Raw genomic sequence first — 15167 nt, forward strand, 5'->3', positions numbered from 1 at the left:
GCGGAGTCGGACGTCGAGGCCCGCCTGCGTCCGGACGTGGGGCTGGCGTCACTGCTGCGGGCCGTGTGTCCGGGCGGGTCGGTCACGGGCGCGCCGAAGCTCGCCGCGCTGGCCGAGATCGCGCGGCTGGAGCCGGTCGGGCGCGGCCCGGCGATGGGCGCGTTCGGCTGGATCGGCCCGGACCACCTGGACCTCGGGCTGACGATCCGGACCGTGGCCGTGGATTCCGAGCGGGTCCACCTGTGGGCCGGCGGCGGGATCACCATCGACTCCGACCCGCTGGCCGAAGTGGCCGAGGCGGCGGCCAAGGCCGCGCCGATCCGGCGGGCGCTGGCCTGACCCGCTCAAACCGGTCACATCCGCACGCGCGGGTGCTTGCTCGATCGGGTCGTATCGGCACGCGCGGGTGCTTGCTCGATCCGGTCGTATCGGCACGGGGTGGTGCTCGCTCGATCCGGTCACACCCGCACGCGGTGGCGCGAGCGACCGCGGGCGAACGCGTCGACCTTGCCCCAGCGGCCGGGGATGTCCAGCAGGGCGAGATAGCCGATGCTGTCGGCCAGCGCGGGATCGGTGATCAGGTGGTCGTCGATCGGTTCCACGCCGAGCATGGTGCGCAGCAACAGCAGCGGCGCCCCGGTGGACCAGGCCTGCGGACTGCACGCGGTCGGGTACTGCACCGGATAGCGGGTCACCGACCGCTCATAGCCGGCGAACGCCTCGGGCAGCCGCCCGTGGAAGAAGTCCGCCGCCTGCAGGATGCCCTCGGCGATGCGGGCGGCCTCCTGCTTGAACCCGTAGCGGCGCAACCCCCAGGCGATGATCGAGTTGTCGAAGGGCCATACGGTACCGGTGTGGTAGCCGATGGGGTTGTAACGGTGCTCGCCCTCGGCGAGGGTGCGCACGCCCCAGCCGGAAAACAGGCTCGCTGACATGAGGTGCCGGGCGATCGCCTTGGCCCGGCCGGTGTTGACGATCCCGCTCCACAGCAGGTGCCCGATGTTGGACGACAGCGCGTCGACCGGTGTGCCGTCGGCGTCGAGCGCCAACGCGTAGTACTGCCCGTCGTCGAGCCAGAAGTCACGGTTGAAGTTGAGCTTGAGTCGTTTCGCGGAGCGTTCGAGTTCGTCGGCCAGCTCGTGGTCGCGCCACACGAGCCGGGCCAGCCGCGCGCCGCGCAGCTTCGCGTCGTAGGCGTAGCCCTGCAGTTCGCACGTTGCCCGGGGGAACCCGGGCAGGCGCCCGTCGCGGTACGAGATCGAGTCCCAGGAGTCCTTCCAGCACTGGTTTTCCAGCCCCATCCCGGGGTTGCGGGTCTGGTAGCTGATGTAGCCGTCGCCGAGCCAGCGCAGGGCCGCCCTCGCCTCGTACTCCAGCTCGCGCACCAGTTTCGTGTCGCCGGTCCAGCGCTCGTATTCGTCCAGCAGCACGACGAACAGCGGGGTCGCGTCGGCCGAGCCGTAGTAGGGCGAGTGCGGCCGTTCCTCGAACGCGGTCAGCTCGCCGTAGCGCAGCTCGTGCAGGATCCGGCCCGGCTCCTCGTCGCGGAACGCGTCGTGGCGCACGCCCTGGCGGATCGCCAGCTCCCTGAGCGTGGTGGCGGCCAGGTCGGAGGTGAACGGCAGCGCCTGCAGGCTGGTGATGATGCTGTCGCGGCCGAACATGGTCATGAACCAGGGCAGGCCGGCCGCAGGCAGGCTGCGCGCGCCCGACGTCAGCGGCGAGAAGCGCAGCGCCGCCAGATCGATCAGGCTGCATCGGTAGGTCTGCTGCAGGGAGCGGGAATCGGTTTCCAGCCGGGGCGCGGCCGCCATCCACCGGTCGAGATCGGCGCGCAGGTCGGGGCCGGTGCGGTCGCGTTCGCGCACCAGGATGGTGCTGCCGTCGGGGGCGATGGCGACCGGGTGCACGCGCAGCGTGGTCTGCCACTGTCCGTGCCCCGGGATGCGCACGTCGAAGAGCAGGCCGTCCTCGTCGACGTGCGCGGGTTGGCTGCTGGAGATGTGGGTCTCACGCCGGTAGGTGTCGCGCTCGTAGCCGAGCACGAGCGCGTCGTCGCCGACCCGCGTGTAGTGCTTGCCCAGCTTCGGGATCTCGTCCTTGACCTCGAACACGTCGGCGAAGTCGGCGCCGGTGTCGAGGCGCACCGACAGACGGACCGGCCGGTCGTCGTGGTTGAGGATGGTGACCACCTCGTCGAAGCCGCCGCACACGATGCGGTCGCGGATCACCGATTGTTTGGCGTTGACGTAGACCGTGCCGGTGCCCGGTACCAAGAAAAAACGGGTTTCAAAATAGTTCATGTCATCGACGGACAGCTGGCTGAGCCGGTGGCCGTCCACGGTGAGCACCCATCGCGACACATGCCGCGTGTCGAACGAGAACAGCCCGGTGACCTGGGACGGGTTGGCGTCGATGTCGCCGCGGTCGTCGCTGACCACGAACGTGTTGCCGTCGAGCACGCTGATCAGGCTCATGGCATGCGCCCCGGCAGCAGCCGCTGGAACTGGATGAGCAGCTCCAGGCTGCCCTTGGCGATGACCGCGCCGCGCAGCACCGCCGCGATCGCGCTGGTCTGCCCGGTGACCAGGCGGTTGAACAGCTCGCGATCCATGGCGACCTGGCAGTCGGCCTCGGGAGCGTCGGAGACGGTCAGCGCGCCGTGGTCGATGATCAGCGTCCGGCCCTCGACCCGCTTGCCGTTGCGCACGTCGATGCGGATGCTGCCCTCGACGTTGCGCAGCAACGGTTCGTGTCCCCGCTGGGCAATGTCGGCGAAGAAGCGGGAGGTCGCGTCGGCCACGCCCACATCATCGCCGACGCATCAGACCTTTGTCCCAGCAACGGCTGCAAGAGCACGGCTTCGCCTGAAGAAACCTCAAACCTCTATACCAGCGACGGCTCACGTCGGACGCTCCGCGCCGACGTGAGCCGCGCAAGAGCACGGCTTCGCCTGAAGAAACCTCAAACCTTGACGTCGAAAATGGCGGAGATCAGGACCTTGGAGATGTCGTGCGAGCGGGCCGAGCTGTAGGAGCGCACGCCGGTCGCGTTGGCGACCTCCTGCAGCGCGTCGGAGTTGCCGTCGCGGCCCAGCGCGATGGTGACGACCTTGACCTTCTTGCTCGGGTCGGCGTTCTTCAGCTTGTCGGTCAGCTCGCCCAGCTTGAGGCCGTGCAGCTGGTCGTCGTCGGCGCCGTCGGTGAGCACCACGACGAGGTTTTCCGAATCGGGCACGTAGTTGGCCTGCATCGCCTGGAACGCGGCCCAGATGGTGTCGTACATGCCGGTGTTGCCGCCGGGGACCAGCTTGTTGATCTCGCCGATGAGCTTATTGCGCTGGTCGCCCTGGGACAGCTTGGCGGGCTTGACCAGTTCCTTGTGCGGCTGCGTGCCCGCCTGGCCGGAGGAGAACGACCACAGGCCCATCTGCGAGTCCTTGTCCATCAGGTTGATCGCCTGGGTGGCCGCGGCCTTGGTCAGGTCGAGCCGGGTGCCCACGCCGGGCACCTCCTTGCGCATCGAACCGGACACGTCGAGCACCAGCAGCAGGTTGGTGGGCCGGGTCAGCGCGTTCCAGTAGGTCGTGGTCTTGGCGATGGAGTCGGCCAGCAGCAGCGGCCGCGGCAGCGCGGTCAGCTTGGGCACGACGCCCTTCTCCTGGGTGAGCTGGGGACCGGGGGAGCGGTTGGAGTCGCGGAAGCCCTCGGCCAGCACGGCCTTGCGGCCGGTGTCGCCGCGGACGAAGTTGAGGAATTCGGTGGCGGCGGACTGCTTGTCAGGCGTGGTCCAGGACGCCTCCAGCTTCAGGAAGGGGTGGTCCGCCTCCGTGGTGGCATTTTTCGGGTACACGGCGACCAGCGGCAGGGATGGGTTGGCCTCGTTGTGCTTGACGATGTCCTGCTCCAGCGCCGGGAACGCGTTGAGGCTCTGGCCCTGGCCGCCGACGTATTCGGCGAGCAGTTCCTCGGTGGTCTTCTTGAACACGGCCACGCGCTGCTCCAGGGTGAACACCCGCTGGAACTCGCTGGCGTCCACGTCGGCGTCGTCGTTGGCGTCGATGATGGACGACAGCGCGAGCAGTCCGGCCGTCGACTCCGCCGGGCTGCTCATGCCGATTTTGACGTTGCCGTCGGCCGACAGCTTGTCCAGCAGGTCCTTCCAGTCCAGATCGGGCTTGGGCCAGCCGAACGACTCGGCCAGCTGCTTGGGCATCGCGATGACCACGGGCGTGCGGGCCACACTGGGCAGCCGGTCGGGCATCAGCTTGTCGGCCACGTCGCTGGTCGCCGCGGCAGCACGGGCCCACGCGCTCGACGGCGGCACCCACACGTCGGGCTCCGGGCCGGAGACGTCGCGGTCCCACTTCTGCGTCAAGGCCTGCACGGTGGCGGCGGTTTCCTGGTCGCGGACCTGCACGGCGACGCACGTGCGCTCGACCTGCGGCTTGGTCAGGCTCCACTGGGTGGCCAGGCTGCGCAGCAGGGCGGCGGTGCGCGGCGGGGCGACGACGGTGGCGGTGACATTGCCGGAGCAGGTGTTCTTGGCGACCCACTGCACCCCGTAGAAACCCCCGGCCCCCAACATCGCCAAGACCAGCGGAATCGCCACCCAGGGCCAAATCTTGCGGCGGGGTGCGACGCGCCGATGGGAGCGAACAGCGTAACCGCGGCCGTTCGGCATTAGGGGCCTCCGAGGGGAGAGGGCTTAGGGGCAATAGGGGGTGCCGATCGGGCCCAAGTCTAAGACAAGATCACAAACTGGGGCGAGGGGTGCCTTAGGAATTGATGGTGGGAAATATCCCAGCCGTAGGCGCCGGTCTTTTCGTAGCGCAGTTCGTCGCCCACACGCAGCCGGGACACGAACTGGCCACGGGTGAGCACATCGCGCGGCGTGCACAGTTCACCGGCCACATCGACCTCGACATCACGGATCGTGGGCCGGGCGAAGGGTTCGTCCCACTCGTCGTGCGGCACGATCGTGAACGGATGGCTGTAGCCCCATGCGGCCGGAAGTCTGAAGTGGTGGGTGCCGCCGCGCACGATCGCGAACCATCTGCCGTGGCTGCGTTTGAGATCCATGACGGTGGCGTGGTACGTCCCGGCGCCGGCCACCAGCCAGCGGCCCGGTTCGACGATGAGCTCGGTCTGTGTTTTGGGGATTTTCATCTGGTACGGGTCGAACGCCCGCGATCCCGTGTAGTCCACGCCGAATCCGCCGCCCAGGTTGATCTGCCGGACCTCGATGGGCTGGGCGTGGGCCCAGGCGACGGCGTCGGCCATGAACTCGTTGTGCGCGTTGACATCCAGATTGTTGGACACGGCGTGCAGGTGGAAGCCCAGCAGGTCGATGTGCTCGGATTCGCGGGCGAGCGCGATGGCCTCGCCGAGCTGCGATTCGTCGATGCCGAACTGGGTGGGCGTGCCGGTCATGGCGTGGCTGCCGGGGAGCTTGGCGTGGCTTCGGTTGACCCGCAGGGTGATCCGGGCAGGTTGGTTCAAGGCGATGATCCGGTGCAGCTCGGTGAGGCTCTCCACATTGACCACTGCTTGGCGGGCCAGGCCCGCGCGCAGGAACTCCTCGGTCTTTGCCGGTCCACTCAGTACGATGCGTTGTGCCTTCCCCGCCAGGGCGAGCTCACCGATCGATGCGACATCCAGGCCGTCGCACGCCTGCGCGAGTGCGTCGACCACTGCCGGGTGGCCGTTGGCCTTGACCGCGTACAGCACGGTGACGTCTTTTAAAGCGCGCTTCAGCGTGGACGCGCGTTCCCGCGCGATCCGCAGGTCGTAGACGTACCTAGCCATGCAGCGGGTTCCTCACGGGCACGTAGATGTCGCCGGCGTCGGCCAGCCGCATGCGCGTCAAAGCCTTGTGCGGCACCGTTTCGGCCGTGTAGAACGCGAGATCGGGGTGGGCGTCGAGGGCTTGCGCGGCGATGTCGCCGATCGCGGGCCACGCCTCCTCTACGCCCAGCCGCAACACGAGCTCGCCGAGGTGCGCCTGGAACACCGTGTAGGCCACCTTGGACAGCATCACCGCGCGATCACAAGTCGCGATCACCGAACCCGGGTGCAGGGGCGGCGCCTGGCCGGCCATGATGCGCAGGCCGGCGAAATCGCGCAGGCCCATGCGGTACGGGTGGCCGTCGACGAAGGTGGGCACGCAGTTTTGCAGGTGCGCCTCCAGCCCGATGCCGTGCCGGGCGGCCAGCCGGAGCACGGCGGGCAGCAGCAGCCGGGCATAGTCGACCACGAACCGCACGGGGCCCAGACCGGACCGTTCGACCAGGCCCTCCAGGATGGTGCGCCCGGTGATCGGGTCGATCGCGGGCAGGGCGCCTCCCGGCACGGGGACCTCGCCGGGCCGCAGCCGTCCGTACAGTCCACTTCGGACGATCGCGCTCAGGTCGCGTCCGGTGCCCAGCGGGGAGCTCATGCCCGCGGTCTCGGGCATGAGCAGGAAGCGGTCGTCGTCGAGGCGATCGGCGATGAACCGCGACAGCACCGGCCCGTTGCGGGTGGCGGCGGGCGAGATGGTGCGGCGGGTGGAGGTGACCTGGATGTCCAGGGCCAGCTTGTAGTAGGTGCCCGGCCGGATTAAGAGGGTACGCAGCGCGGCCGTCGGCCAGGCGGGCACCGGCTGGCCGACGGTCTCCAGGTCGTAGCGCTCCCGCAGATGCGCCAGCTGCCACGCGTGCACGGGATGCCCGCCGGGCAGGAACGCCACCTCCGTGCGGTCGGTCTCCAGGTCGTGGCGCAGCATGTCGCCCACGTGCCAGCCCAGCCGGGTGCGGCCGCACGGGTGCAGGTTGTGTCCCTCGGTGGCCAGGCGCTCCAGCTTCACGCACGCCGTGTCGGCGTCGTGGCCTTCCACATGGGCCAGCATGTCGGGCGCGCCGGACGCCTTGATCCGCCGGTCGATGGCCTGGCGGCGGGCGTAGGCAAGCGCGAGCCCGGTCACGGCGCTGGCCAGCTCGGCCTGCAGCCCCTCGTGGTGCACCAGCGACGCCGGGTCGGCCTCGACCGGTGCGAGCACGGCGCGCTCGAAGGCGTGCACCGCCACGGGTTTGAAGCGCCGGCGCGCGTCGCCGATGTCTTCCCGCCACAGCGCCTCGGCCAGCTTCGTGGCCACCGACGCCTGCGCGGCCGGGTGGCATTCGCGAAAGGCGTCCTCCCATTCGGGTGCGTGCTTGGCCACGTCTTTGAGGGACTGGCTCAGAGCTTGCATAGCGGGTTTTCGACTCTCGCCCACAGGTCCTCGATCGGGTGCGGCGACAGGCGCATCGCCGTGGTGGCCTTGACCGGCAGCGGCTCGGCGAGCACGGCCTGACGGTCGGCGCCGGCGCTCGGCGGCAGGTGCAGGAACACCTGATCGGCCCGATCGTGCACGATCCGCCACAGCTGCTGCGGATCGATCTCGTACTCCCTGGACAGCACGGCGATCGGCTCGCCGAGCGCGACCGTGATCCCGGACGCGATGGCCTTGGCCCGCAGCTCGTTGGGGTCGTCGGTGACGACGTCGCCGTGCAGCCGGGGCGGGTCGAAGTGGTGGCGGTGCAGGCGTTGTGGGCTCACGCGCAGCCCGCCGACGTCGCGATAGGACAGCCCGGTCGGGCGTCCATGTTGGACGGTGACGAGCAGGTTCTGACCGTGGGCCTCCAGCGCGACCCCGCGGTGCAGCAGGGTCAGCAGGGGAGTCAGGATCAGCGCGGCCAGGTCGGCGACGAAACCGCCGGGATGCCCGCCATAGCCGAGCGTGACCGCCTCGCGGATGAGCGGCCGCCCGTCGGTGGGCGAGGGCGCGGCCAGCGCGGCGATCGGCAGGATCACCTCGTCGGGGCGGGGGAGAGCGGCCTTGCGGGTGGAGACTGCCAGGCCGCGCAGGGGTTCGCCGTCGTCGCCGATCACGGCGCCCGCGGCCGGTTCGGGCCAGATGGCCAGGCCCACGTCGGCCGACAGCGCGGTGAGCATGGCCGACAGCACGGGCCCGTTGCGCACGGCGGCCGGGGACACGATCCGCACAGCGCTGGTCATCTGCACCTCGACGGCGGTCTTGTAGTGCCGGCTCGGGTCGGTCACGCTCGCCAGCGTGCGCAGCGACATGAGCGGCCGGGCCGGGATCTGCCCGCCGGAGCGCTTGAGGAACGGGTAGGCACCGAGCACATGCTCACGCTGCCACGGGTGCACCGGAAGCTGCGGCGGCAGGCCCGCGCCGGTGGTGAGCCACCGTCCTTTCGGGACGGTGTAGAGGTCCAGGGTCACGGTGGGCCGGTGTTCCGGGGCGTAGGCGAGCACCTCGGCCGGGGACATGCCCATGCGCGTGCGGCAGCACGGGTGCAGCGGGTGCCCGTCGACGACCGCCTGTTCGAGCAGGGCCATGCCCTCGGCCCGCCCGGCGAGCCGGGTCAGCGTGTGCTCGCCCCGGTGCGGTTCGGGCTGCGCGGCGCGGGCCAGGGCAAGGTATTCGACACTCTGTGCGACCTCGCCGGCCAGCCCGTCGTGGCCCAGATGGCGGGCCAGCGCCGCGGGATCGTCGCACCGCCCCGACTCCGTCGTGACGAAAAAGCCGTCGTGGGCCACGGCAAACGGCTCCGCGGCCGGGGCCGAGCCGATGACCTTCTGCCCGCCTTCGAAGGTGACCAGCACCTCCTCGCCGAACCGCTGCCGGCTCACGACGCCCGGGATGGGCTCGCGCACGATGGCCCCCCACAGCCTGGCCAGCACGGCAGCCCGTGCCCCAGGCATCTGTGCCGCGATATCGATGACGAGCCTCCCCTTCGTCTGCGCGCCTTCGGCTACGCGCCAAGGTCCAGTATGGACCAGCCGCAATGACACGCCCCTAAGCCTAGCGTCCTAGGATCATCTAGGGCGCGTGACGTGGAGACGCGGACTAGGCGCAACGCCGGGAAGTCAAGTGATCATGAGAGGGGTATATGTTCAATGACCGAGGCTCAGGTCGGGCGGCCCAGGCGATCTCACCCCTGGGCCACCCGACCTTACTGCTTGACGTACTCCCACATCAGGCGGCTGACCCATTCCGGCTGCTTGACGTTCTGGCAGGAACGCCGTCATCACTGGCTTCAGGTCGATAACGCGTGGGCGCCGATCGCGGTGCGCAGCCAGGGGGACAGGCCGATGACGTCGTCATCCACGGTGACTTCCCCGACGGACGGACCCACGGCGTCGACCGTGCCGACCACGTCCCAGCCGGGTACGTACGGCAGCTCGGTCGGCAGTGGCGCCGGGAATCGGCCGGCGCGAATCATAAGATCAACCCGGTGTACGACGGACGCGGCGCCACGTACTCGCACCTGTCCTGCCCCGGCTGCGGCATCGGCATGTCCGTCACCACGTGCAAAACCTCCGGCCCTCCGAACTGTGCATAGCTGACTGCGCGCATCGCCGTACCCTCCGCTGAACGTCATGATCGCCATTAGGCGCGTCCACGTTGCAGGTCGGCGGCTACCTGATTCGGCACTCACAAGTCCGGCGCCTCGACCTGCCCCAATCGGCAAGGCGCAGGCGGAGCAAAATACCTAGCGTCCTAGGATCCTCTAGCGTGTGTGACCACCTCCAAAACCCACAAGAACTCCAAAAAGGACTGGCGCTTCGCGCCAGACTCATCGAAAAACGAGGCCCCTGTCCTAGCAGGGGCCGTGGCCGGAATTCAGGGACACCGCTGGTGAAGAACGTCGGGGCATTTGCCCGCGGGCCTGGTCGATCTGCAGGGGCCGCGCTGGTCGGGGCTGAAGTTCTTGTGGCGCAAGGCGCACCGGCAGGTCAGTCCAGCACGAGCCACTGCCGGTGGTCGATGAGTTCGCGCGCGGCGTCGAGGTGCCCAGCGTGGCAGGCGGTTTCGGTGAGGACGTGCAGGACGACTTCGCGGTTGGTGTGGGCTTTCCAGCCGTGGTTGTCGGGCCATCGGGCGGGCGGGTCGTCCAGTGGGGTGCTGGTCAGGATGGCGTCGGCCAGGGTGGCTTCGTGCCGGTAGCGGTCGAGGATGTGGTGTGCCGGGGTGTCGGGCGGGACGTGCCAGGCGCCGGCGGGCTGGTCGACGGTGTGTCCGGCGATGATGGTGCGGAACCAGAATCGTTCGACGTCGAGGGTGAGGTGCTGGACGAGGCCGAGGCAGGTCCAGCCGGTGGGCAGGGCGGGCCGGTGCAGTGTGGCGTCGTCGAGCCCGTCGAGGATCCCGAGGACGTGCCGGCGCTGTTCGTTGAGCCGGTGGAGCAGGGCGCTGATTTCGGGGGTCATCGGGCGATCTCCCAGATGTGGCCGTCGGGGTCTTGGAAGCTGGCGGTGCGGATGCCCCAGGGCCGGTCCATGGGTCCGTTGAGCGGTGTGATGCCGGCGGCGGCCAGTTCGGCGCAGGTGGTGTCGACGTCGTCGACGGCGAGGGTGAGCACGAAGGTGGGGTTGGTGCCGGCGGTGGCGGGGGCGATGAGTGCGGGCGCCTGGCTGCGGTGCAGCAGGTTGATCATGGTGGCGCCGAGGGTGTAGACGGCGGAGTGGTCGTCTTCGTAGGTGGCGGGCCGGCCGAAGGCGCGCTGGTAGAAGTGTTTGGCGGTGGCCAGGTCGGCGACGAACAGGGTGATGGCGCGCGGCGTGCCGGGCCATGATGCGGTTGTGGTCATGCCACTGGGTCGGATTGGGCGGCAAGTTTTCGACATCGGCTGCGACCTAGGGGCAAGGACACGATTTTGAAGGGAGCCGGCCGTGAGGTACGTGCTTTTGGTGTACAGCAATCCCCGCAATTGGGGGCACCCGACGTTTTTGCGCACGCCGGAGGTGCTGGAGATGTCCGGGGCGCAGCGGGCGGAGATGGCCGAGGGGTTCGAGGGGTTGCTGCACGAACTGCACGAGTCGGGTGAGCTGATCTCGGCGGCGGCGCTGGCGGATCCGTCGACGGTGCGGACGGTGCGGGTGCGCGGTGGCCGGCCGCTGGCGACCGATGGACCGTTTGTTGAGGTCAAGGAGCAGATGGCGGGGGTGTTCGTGCTGGATTGCGCGTCGCCGGAGCGGGCTGAGGAGATCGCGGCGCGGTTTCCGGATGCCCGGTTCGGTGCGATCGAGCTGCGCCCGGTGATGGGGGTGAACGGTCAGGAGATGTGACGCCGTGGTGGGCTGGTCAGCTGCGCCTGCGTTCGCGGCGGAGCACGGCCAGCCACATCCCGATCGCGCCGACCGCGATGAAGAACAGCACGAAGCAGACGAGGGCCTTGAACACGGGCCAAGGCTACCCGAGTTGTGCCGTTGGTCAGAACGGCAGCGGGGTCCAGGTGTGCCCGTCGGTGGAGTGTTCGTAGGGTGCGTTCGGTCCGGTGCGGCGCAATTGGCGGGCGCCGTTGGGCTTGTGGCCGAGGTCGGGCCGGTCGGTGGGCTGGAATGCCGTGCTGCCGGGCGGGGCGTAAAAGCGCGCGCCGTTTGCCGGATCGGTGAGCAGAAGCCCGCCGTCGGGTTGTGGCCGGGCTTGCAGCGGGTTGCCGGTGGGGGCGTCGAGGCGCTGCCAGTCGCCGTCGTCGCCGGTCTTGCGCCACAGGCCTTGCCCGCTGACCAGATACAGGTGGTGCCCGTCGTAGGTGTCGAATCCGTCGGGGGTCGCCCCGGGCGGCAGGGGGATTTCCCGCCAGGTGCGGCCGCGGTCGCGTGAGACCAGAACCAGTGAGCCGCCGCTGATCCAGGCGCTGCCGTCGGCGGCGGTGTGGATGTGGCCGGCGGCGGTGAGGCCGGGGATGGCGCGGCCGTGCCAGCTGCGGCCGCCGTCGGTGGTGACGGCCAGCCACACCTGGCATGCGGTGGGGCAGGCGTCGACGAGGGCGTAGCCGTGGTCGGGGTCGGCGAACCAGAGTGCGGTGGGCTGGCCGAGCCGGACCTCTTCCGGCAGGGTGCCGCCGGTGCGGGGGATGGCGGTCCAGACGGTGGCGCCGACGACGATGACCAGGACCATGACGGCGGCGGAGGTCATGGTGGTGGTGCGGCGGCGGGTGACGCGCACGCGGTGCAGGATGCGGTCGGGGTCGGGGTGGGGTGCGGTGGCTTGCCGGGTCAGTTCGGTGCGCACCATGTCCTCGAGAACGTCGGACACTACCTCAGACATGGGTGGCCTCCAGGGTCAGGTGTTTGCGCAAGGTGGACAGTGCGCGGAAGCGCAGGGAGCGGACGGTGGCGGGGCGACGGTCGAGGATGGCGGCGATCTGTTCGTCGGGCAGGTCTTCCAGGTAGCCCAGGACGAGGACGGCGCGCTGGTCGCGGGGGAGGGTGGCCATGGCGCGGCGCAGCACGTCGCGGGAGTCGATGGTGTGGTAGGCGTCGGGTGCGGGCCGGTCGTCCTCATAGGGGACGGGCTGGCCGCGGCGGCGCAGGGTGCGCCAGGTGCTCAGGTAGGTGTTGAGCATGGCTTTGCGGGTGTAGGCCAGGGCGGTGCCTTCGTCGGTGCGGATGCGCCGCCAGGCTTTGGCGACTTTGACGAGGGTGTCCTGCAGCAGGTCGGCGCCGCGGTCGGCGGAGCCGGCCAGTGCGTTGGCCTGCCGGCTCAAGGCCGGCAGGCTGGTTCGCACGAAGTCGTCGAAACTGTGATCCGGCACGGGCCGCACCTCCCACCCGCTACAGACGCTCGCGGGGTCAGGTCTGTTGCAGCCGGATTTCGTCGTGTGTCCATTGGCGACGAAGCCACCGGTCGTGGGTGGCGATGACGATGGCGCCGGGTGCGCTGCCCAGGGCGGTTTCGAGTTCGTCGGCCAGGGTCAGCGACAGGTGGTTGGTGGGTTCGTCGAGCAGGAGCAGGTGGGGCGGGTCGGCGATGAGCAGGGCGAGGGCGAGCCGGCGGCGTTGTCCGACGGACAGGGCGCCGATGGGCCGGTCGATGTCGCGTGGTGCGACCAGGCCGAGTTCGGCCAGCGGGACGCGGCGCCCGTCGCCGTAGAGCCGGCGGGGTGTGGCCTGGGGGTTGGGCCAGTAATCGTCCTGGGTGAGCAGGCCGACGCGCAGGCCTTTGCGGCGCATGACGGCGCCTTGGTGGGGGAGCCGGCCGGCGAGGGCGTGCAGGAGGGTGGATTTGCCGCTGCCGTTGGGGCCGGTGATGAGCAGGCGGGTGTCTGCGGCGATGTCGAGTTCGTCCATGGTGGACAGCCGGCCGGGCACGTGCACGCGCCGGGCCGAAAGCAGCAGCCCGTCGCCGGTGGCCGCGGTGATGGCGGGGGCGTGGAAGTGCAGGACGGCCGGTGGTTTGCGGATCTGGTCGCGTTGCAGGGTTTCCAGCCGCTGGGTGGCGTTGCGGACGCGGCTGGCGACGCTTGATTGGACGCGTTCGCCGTGGCCGTCGTAGGCCATCTTGTTGTTGTCGCGCATGGGGCGGCCGTGTGCGACGTGGCGGGCGGTGGTTTTGATGGCCAGTTTGAGCGCGGCGATCTCGTCCTGCTGGGCGGCGAAGGCCTGTTCCCAGCGGGCCCGTTCGGCGCGTTTGGCGGCCAGGTATTGAGTGTAGGCGCCGCCGTAGCGGGTGACACCCGCCCGTGCCGGGTCGATGTCGACGATGTCGGTGCAGACCTGGTCGAGGAAGACGCGGTCGTGGCTGGCGACCACGACGACGCCGGGCAGCGCCCGCAGCTGTGCTTCCACATAGGACAGTGCGGTGTCGTCGAGGTGGTTGGTGGGTTCGTCGAGCAGCAGCGCGGTGGGGCGGCGCACGAGCAGCGAGGCCAGGGCGACGCGGGAGCGCTGCCCGCCGGACAGTGTCGCCAGCCGACGGTCGCGGCCGATGTGCCCGATGCCCAGGCCGCGCATCGCCTCTTCGGCGCGGCGTGCGGCGTCCCAGGCGCCGACGTCTTCGGCGCGTTGCAGGGCTCTTCCAAATTCTTCGAGCTTTTCCTCGGTACCGGAAAAAGTCTCCAGGAATCGGATGAGCCGCAGGCTTTCGGCCAGGGCGTCGTCGATGACGTGGCCGACGGTCTGGTTGGGGGCGAACGGCAGTTCCTGGTGCAGCAGGCCGATGTCGGCGGGTGCGCTGATCTGCCCGGCGTCGGGGCTGTCGGCGCCGGCGAGCAGGCGCAGCAGGGTGGATTTGCCGGCGCCGTTCTCGCCGACCAGGCCGATGCGCCGGCCGGGGTGGGCGGTCAGGGTGACGCCGTCGAGGACCCGGCGTTCACCGAAGAACTTGACGACGTCGATGGCTTGGAGGGCTTGTGCGGGCATGAAAAAGACACCACTCTTCGCGGCTGGTTGCGGGCAGCTGGCGCGGGAACGTGGTGTCTGATCACATAGTGCGTCCAGCATAGCCGGGGCGGGCGCGCCCTCGTCAACCGGTTAACCGCCGGGTGTCATCATGGGCGCATGGTTTTCAAAAAGCTTCTGTCCAGCCTCGGTTTCGGCGGGGTCGACGTGGACACGGTCCTGTCCGCGCCGGTGGTCACGCCGGGGGGACCGCTGAGCGGGCAGGTTCATTTGCGGGCCAAGGGCGACGTGGAGATCACCTCGATTCAGCTGCTGCTGATCTGCAGTGACGGCCGGGGCGAGCTGGAGCTGGCCCGGTTCCCGGTGGCCGGTGTGCTGCGCCTGTCCGGCGGGTCGACGCAGGCGGTGCCGTTCACGGTGACCACACCGGCGGCGGCGCCGTTCAACCTGCTGTATGGGCAGCAGTTGCCCGGCTACACCATCGGGGTGCGCACAGAGATGGCGGTGTCGGGCGGGTCGGCCAAGACCGACTTCGATCCGGTGACCGTCGACGCGCCGCCGGTGGCCCGGCAGGTCGTCGACGCGCTGGGCACGATCGGCTGCCGGTTCGTGCGCAACGAGCTGCGCCACGGTTCGGTGGCCGGGCTGCCGGTGCCGGCCGCGCAGGCGGTCACGTTCTGGGCGCCGCTTCCGGCCGGGCAGCAGCCGGGCCCGCACGTGCCGCAGCTGACGTTCAACTTCGCCGCCGACGAGACGGGCACCACGGTGGTCGCCGAGCTGACCGACCGGCCCGGGCAGGGCGAGCATCACCGGGTCACCGCCGACGACGCGGCGCGCCTGTCCGCCGACGAGGAGGGCTGGGTGGTCGAGGTCGACGGCTGGGTGCGGCAGGTGCTCGAGCAGCTGTCCAAGCCGTCGCAGGCCCCGGCGGGCTCGTTCCTGCAGCCGACCATGGTGCCGCCGGCCGCGCCGCAGCACGGCCCGCAGCAGCCGTAC

General features: G+C 69.8%; 15 protein-coding genes. 3 read left to right on the top strand and 12 right to left on the bottom strand.

Features of this window, described 5'->3' with window-relative positions; all coding sequences use genetic code 11:
• On the top strand, positions 1–339 hold a 339-nt coding region (locus tag DM816_RS32260; protein WP_170318897.1), incomplete at its 5' end, for a chorismate-binding protein.
• A 119-nt stretch (positions 340–458) separates the two neighbouring features.
• Here DM816_RS32260 and DM816_RS32265 read toward each other — a convergent pair.
• From DM816_RS32265 to DM816_RS32305, 9 genes are all read right to left on the bottom strand, one after another.
• Entirely contained in the window at positions 459–2477 is a 2019-nt protein-coding gene (locus DM816_RS32265) for an amylo-alpha-1,6-glucosidase (protein ID WP_117214230.1), read from the bottom strand.
• On the bottom strand, positions 2474–2803 hold the full coding sequence (locus tag DM816_RS32270) for an SCP2 sterol-binding domain-containing protein (RefSeq protein WP_162908057.1): 330 nt from the start codon (positions 2801–2803) through the stop codon (positions 2474–2476). Before DM816_RS32270 ends, DM816_RS32265 begins: the two co-directional genes overlap by 4 nt.
• A 161-nt stretch (positions 2804–2964) precedes the next feature.
• Positions 2965–4611 (bottom strand): substrate-binding and VWA domain-containing protein, encoded by a 1647-nt coding sequence (locus DM816_RS32275; protein WP_162908058.1) that lies wholly within the window; start codon positions 4609–4611, stop codon positions 2965–2967.
• Between the two features lie 131 nt (positions 4612–4742).
• Positions 4743–5807, bottom strand: coding sequence for an alanine racemase (locus DM816_RS32280; protein ID WP_117214235.1), 1065 nt, complete (start codon positions 5805–5807; stop codon positions 4743–4745).
• Positions 5800–7230: an IucA/IucC family protein gene (locus tag DM816_RS32285; protein ID WP_117214237.1), complete on the bottom strand. Its 1431-nt coding sequence runs from the start codon at positions 7228–7230 to the stop codon at positions 5800–5802. The genes DM816_RS32280 and DM816_RS32285 overlap by 8 nt, the downstream gene beginning before the upstream one ends.
• Positions 7218–8837, bottom strand: a complete 1620-nt coding sequence (locus DM816_RS32290; RefSeq protein WP_162908059.1) for an IucA/IucC family protein — start codon at positions 8835–8837, stop codon at positions 7218–7220. Before DM816_RS32290 ends, DM816_RS32285 begins: the two co-directional genes overlap by 13 nt.
• 245 nt (positions 8838–9082) lie before the next feature.
• Complete coding sequence (locus DM816_RS45350; RefSeq protein ID WP_117214241.1) at positions 9083–9436, bottom strand: alcohol dehydrogenase catalytic domain-containing protein; 354 nt, start codon at positions 9434–9436, stop codon at positions 9083–9085.
• Between the two features lie 346 nt (positions 9437–9782).
• Positions 9783–10256 carry a mycothiol transferase gene (locus tag DM816_RS32300; protein WP_117214243.1) on the bottom strand — a complete coding sequence of 158 codons (474 nt, stop codon included), beginning with the start codon at positions 10254–10256 and terminating at the stop codon, positions 9783–9785.
• Positions 10253–10636 carry a VOC family protein gene (locus tag DM816_RS32305; protein WP_117214245.1) on the bottom strand — a complete coding sequence of 128 codons (384 nt, stop codon included), beginning with the start codon at positions 10634–10636 and terminating at the stop codon, positions 10253–10255. The genes DM816_RS32300 and DM816_RS32305 overlap by 4 nt, the downstream gene beginning before the upstream one ends.
• 82 nt (positions 10637–10718) lie before the next feature.
• On the opposite strand from DM816_RS32305, the gene DM816_RS32310 reads away from it, so the two are divergent.
• The gene (locus DM816_RS32310) at positions 10719–11114 is read left to right on the top strand and encodes a YciI family protein (protein WP_117214247.1); all 396 of its coding nucleotides are present in this window, start codon (positions 10719–10721) and stop codon (positions 11112–11114) included.
• 145 nt (positions 11115–11259) lie between these two features.
• On the opposite strand, the gene DM816_RS32315 is transcribed toward DM816_RS32310, so the two are convergent.
• Genes DM816_RS32315 through DM816_RS32325 form a run of 3 tightly spaced genes read right to left on the bottom strand, consistent with a single transcriptional unit; the run spans position 11260 to position 14192 of the window.
• Positions 11260–12099 carry a WD40/YVTN/BNR-like repeat-containing protein gene (locus DM816_RS32315; protein ID WP_162908061.1) on the bottom strand — a complete coding sequence of 280 codons (840 nt, stop codon included), beginning with the start codon at positions 12097–12099 and terminating at the stop codon, positions 11260–11262.
• Entirely contained in the window at positions 12092–12586 is a 495-nt protein-coding gene (locus tag DM816_RS32320; RefSeq protein ID WP_162908062.1) for a SigE family RNA polymerase sigma factor, read from the bottom strand. The genes DM816_RS32315 and DM816_RS32320 overlap by 8 nt, the downstream gene beginning before the upstream one ends.
• Before the next feature lie 37 nt (positions 12587–12623).
• On the bottom strand, positions 12624–14192 hold the full coding sequence (locus DM816_RS32325) for an ABC-F family ATP-binding cassette domain-containing protein (protein WP_117214253.1): 1569 nt from the start codon (positions 14190–14192) through the stop codon (positions 12624–12626).
• Positions 14193–14330: 138 nt separating this feature from the next.
• Between DM816_RS32325 and DM816_RS32330 the strand changes: the two genes are divergently transcribed.
• Positions 14331–15167: sporulation protein (locus DM816_RS32330; protein ID WP_117214254.1), on the top strand; the 837-nt coding region annotated here is incomplete at its 3' end.

This window comes from Allorhizocola rhizosphaerae (assembly GCF_003426775.1).
Classification (GTDB): Bacteria; Actinomycetota; Actinomycetes; order Mycobacteriales; family Micromonosporaceae; genus Allorhizocola; species Allorhizocola rhizosphaerae.

What these genes read in the sequence shown, in the direction of transcription:
- DM816_RS32265 (WP_117214230.1), bottom strand. Translation starts at nt 2,477, where the DNA reads ATGAGCCTGATCAGCGTGCTCGACGGCAACACGTTCGTGGTCAGCGAC.
- DM816_RS32280 (WP_117214235.1), bottom strand. Translation starts at nt 5,807, where the DNA reads ATGGCTAGGTACGTCTACGACCTGCGGATCGCGCGGGAACGCGCGTCC.
- DM816_RS32285 (WP_117214237.1), bottom strand. Translation starts at nt 7,230, where the DNA reads ATGCAAGCTCTGAGCCAGTCCCTCAAAGACGTGGCCAAGCACGCACCC.
- DM816_RS45350 (WP_117214241.1), bottom strand. Translation starts at nt 9,436, where the DNA reads ATGGCGATCATGACGTTCAGCGGAGGGTACGGCGATGCGCGCAGTCAG.
- DM816_RS32300 (WP_117214243.1), bottom strand. Translation starts at nt 10,256, where the DNA reads ATGACCCCCGAAATCAGCGCCCTGCTCCACCGGCTCAACGAACAGCGC.
- DM816_RS32305 (WP_117214245.1), bottom strand. Translation starts at nt 10,636, where the DNA reads ATGACCACAACCGCATCATGGCCCGGCACGCCGCGCGCCATCACCCTG.
- DM816_RS32315 (WP_162908061.1), bottom strand. Translation starts at nt 12,099, where the DNA reads ATGTCTGAGGTAGTGTCCGACGTTCTCGAGGACATGGTGCGCACCGAA.
- DM816_RS32325 (WP_117214253.1), bottom strand. Translation starts at nt 14,192, where the DNA reads ATGCCCGCACAAGCCCTCCAAGCCATCGACGTCGTCAAGTTCTTCGGT.